At 41.4% G+C, this 2,435-nt stretch carries 4 protein-coding genes and 2 pseudogenes; 4 read left to right on the top strand and 2 right to left on the bottom strand.

Annotation, left to right across the window (positions count from 1 at the left end; translation table 11 throughout):
• From R8O11_RS24665 to R8O11_RS24655, 3 genes and pseudogenes are all read left to right on the top strand, one after another.
• Nucleotides 1–289: pseudogene (locus R8O11_RS24665) on the top strand (assembly protein); the annotation flags it as partial.
• 394 nt (nt 290–683) lie between these two features.
• Nucleotides 684–824, top strand: a complete 141-nt coding sequence (locus tag R8O11_RS24660; protein WP_169630682.1) for a hypothetical protein — start codon at nt 684–686, stop codon at nt 822–824.
• Between the two features lie 22 nt (nt 825–846).
• Nucleotides 847–975, top strand: a complete 129-nt coding sequence (locus R8O11_RS24655; RefSeq protein ID WP_263856212.1) for a hypothetical protein — start codon at nt 847–849, stop codon at nt 973–975.
• Nucleotides 976–1,172: 197 nt separating this feature from the next.
• Here R8O11_RS24655 and R8O11_RS24650 read toward each other — a convergent pair whose 3' ends face one another.
• Complete coding sequence (locus R8O11_RS24650; protein ID WP_224067156.1) at nt 1,173–1,457, bottom strand: hypothetical protein; 285 nt, start codon at nt 1,455–1,457, stop codon at nt 1,173–1,175.
• Nucleotides 1,458–1,619: 162 nt separating this feature from the next.
• Nucleotides 1,620–1,970 (bottom strand): helix-turn-helix transcriptional regulator, encoded by a 351-nt coding sequence (locus R8O11_RS24645; RefSeq protein ID WP_025791117.1) that lies wholly within the window; start codon nt 1,968–1,970, stop codon nt 1,620–1,622.
• Between the two features lie 129 nt (nt 1,971–2,099).
• Between R8O11_RS24645 and R8O11_RS24640 the strand changes: the two are divergent.
• A pseudogene (locus tag R8O11_RS24640) lies at nt 2,100–2,435 on the top strand (replication initiation factor family protein); the annotation flags it as partial.

The following is a 2,435-nucleotide window of genomic DNA, read 5'->3' as shown; positions in this document are numbered from 1 at the left end:
TTTTATCACTGGTTACGCTAAGCAAATCGCGCTTACTACCAGTTTGAAATCAATGGGTGAGTTAAATCGCGACCTGACTTTCTACAAGATATATGTCGATGTTTATGATGGTACGGATAAGCTCTTTAGCTTTAATCATCTCGACTTAGTCAAAATTGGCTATCAGTTTGAGGTTCTTTCAGATTGCGTCTATCGGGTAACTTGGGAGGATTCAGAAAGGATCTTCACTTGCGGCCAACGTGAAAAGCCAACCGATATTCTCCAGCAAAATATTCCTGTTCAGATATAGCCATGCTGGTAAACATTCTTTGGACGTTGTTCTGGGGCTTCTGTATTTGGGGAACAATAATGCTATTCAGATGGGCAGCCTCTAGTTAGACCGCTCGCCGCAAGAAGTGATATTGAGCTTGCGAAAATCGCTTCGAGGAAGCGGAACATGTATGAAATTAATCTTTGGCAGGTTCACACATGAGTTAGTTATGGAATGGATTTATGATGTTTATGAGGGGTTTATCTTCTTGGGTGTTTTCTTTCTGGTATTGTTGCTTGTAGGAGGTTGTCGCAATGATTGATTTGATATTGGAATATCCTTATGAGTCCTTAGCGCTCTTGGGGATTTATGTTTTAGGCTTGGTTGTTGTGGTTCATGGTTTCAGTAAAAAACAGCTGCCTTAGGGGGTTCCATGGAGATTATTGATTCAGTTTTTGCTTGGATGGATGCCTATGAGTTTTCATTGTGGCATTTACCGTTTTGGTTCGTCGTGAGCTTTATCTGGTATTTGTTCTGGGATTGGGTTCTCGACTATTTCAAACCTTACCCTTAGTGCGCATTATGGAGATTATGGAATGATTGAATCTTTTCAGGCTTGGGCTAGTTCTCCAGAGGCTCATAAACTTCTTCCTTATTTATTACTTGATGCAGTTTTTATTTTGCTATTAGTTGTTAGCGTTCGTATTGCAACTCGTGAGCCTTAGTGCGCATTATATTCGTGTTTATGTTGAGTGGTTTGCCGTAGGCCTAGACCGCGCAAAGGGTGGGCGAGAGAATTGCTCATTGTCGTAGCTCGCTGCGTACATGCCATGAGAGAGAATCGCTTTGAAGAGATAGCCCGTAACATAAAAAGCGTATAATGCGCATTAAGGAAGAAATGACATACCAAACGCTGAGTATGTCATTTTAGTTTGTCTTTGTTTTTAATCATGAAGTAGTTCAGGAGGCTTTTGCAGTCTTCTGGTCTTCCTTCCAGTTTGATACTTTTTATTTTTCCGCTTTTATCGGTTTTGTATTCATACATGCAGAAATCATCGCCGTTTCTGATTTTGTCTATGCGTTCCTTGCCATAGACTTCTTCAATTGGTCGGTTTGGGTCTTCTTCTCGACCAATGATTTCGCCCATTGTCTGGCTTGCCAATGAACTTGAGCTCATTAAGGCCATTGATAATATGATCTTCTTCATCGTTATAACTTCGTCGGTTAGCGAGCATTTTGGGAGGGGCCCGCTTAGCGGGAGGGACCTAAAAGCGGAGCCAAACCCCCGTCTAGTATTACGGGGGTAAATTCCACTGAATCATCAGTGTTCTCCGTGTATTCGCAAGCGTAGCGCGCCAGTGTTTGAGCGCTAGCGAGTCTTATCAGAGGAGAAATTATTTCTTGCTTTGTTACTTTGGTTCCTCAAATACAAACCTTCTACCATAATCGACAATGACTCGATCTCTGATTCATTAAAATCCCCAATTGCTGAACTAATTTTTTCTATCAGTCTCTCGTGTGGGTTTTGTTCTCTTCCTAAGATTTCATTTACAGATACACCTAGTCTCTTTGCTATAAGAACTAGCTCAGATGCTTTTGGTTCTGTCTTCCCCGATTCCCAGTTCATTACCGTCTTTGCTGATGTTCCGACGGATTTTGCCATATCAAGCTGGGTGACTCCTTTTTCCTCTCGGAGTCTCTTAATGTTCTCGTTTAGCATGACAAACCCCTTTTTGAGTCCATGTTTTTTCTCATTATAAGGAGTGTTTTTTCATACAGTATCTTGACAAGGTAAAAATATTTACCCAAGATATGCAATAAATTTACTCTTGACAGGTTTTCAGGGAACATGAAAAAACAAGTATTCACTCCAGAAGAATTGCAAATCGACACTGATGCAAGTCCATTTGTGTTTGTTGATTACTTGTCTTGGACAATCCCTTACTCATCTTTGCGTCATGCTCACAAGTCCGACCTTTCGGCTCTTTTCTGGTCTCCAATTCCTAAGCCGAATTACCGCATGGCTAAAACACCAGAACAGAAAGAAAAGCTAATTGAGAGATACAAGCAACAGTGGAACGTTTCAATGATGGAGCGTTTGGAGGTTTTCTGCTTGCACGTTCTTGGTCTTCGTATGTCGCCTTGGCGTGGTAAAGGTTTGTACGGTTACGAAGATTCATGCCAC

The organism is Vibrio sp. 1288, from assembly GCF_033344475.1.
This window is presented reverse-complemented; position numbering and strand designations above follow the sequence as displayed.